The 222-nt window shown below is 65.8% G+C and carries 1 protein-coding gene; it reads left to right on the top strand.

What is annotated here, in order from left to right; translation table 11 throughout:
• On the top strand, nucleotides 1-222 hold a 222-nt coding region (locus BST12_RS30350; RefSeq protein ID WP_139802158.1), incomplete at both ends, for an MDR/zinc-dependent alcohol dehydrogenase-like family protein.

Here is a 222-nt window from a genome sequence, read left to right on the forward strand (position 1 = left end):
GCCGGTTTGTCGAGATCGGCAAGCGCGACATCTACGGCGACACCAAGCTCGGGCTTTACCCGTTCCGGCAGAACCTGGCGTTCTATGGCGTGGACCTGGGGTTGATGTCGCTCAGTCATCCGGGCGCGGTCCGCGAGTTGTTGGCGACGGTGTATCGGTTGACCGCCGAGGGCGTGCTGCCGATGCCCGAGAGCACGCATTACCCGCTGGCCGAGGCGGCCA

The organism is Mycobacterium angelicum (genome assembly GCF_002086155.1).
GTDB classification, from domain to species: Bacteria; Actinomycetota; Actinomycetes; order Mycobacteriales; family Mycobacteriaceae; genus Mycobacterium; species Mycobacterium angelicum.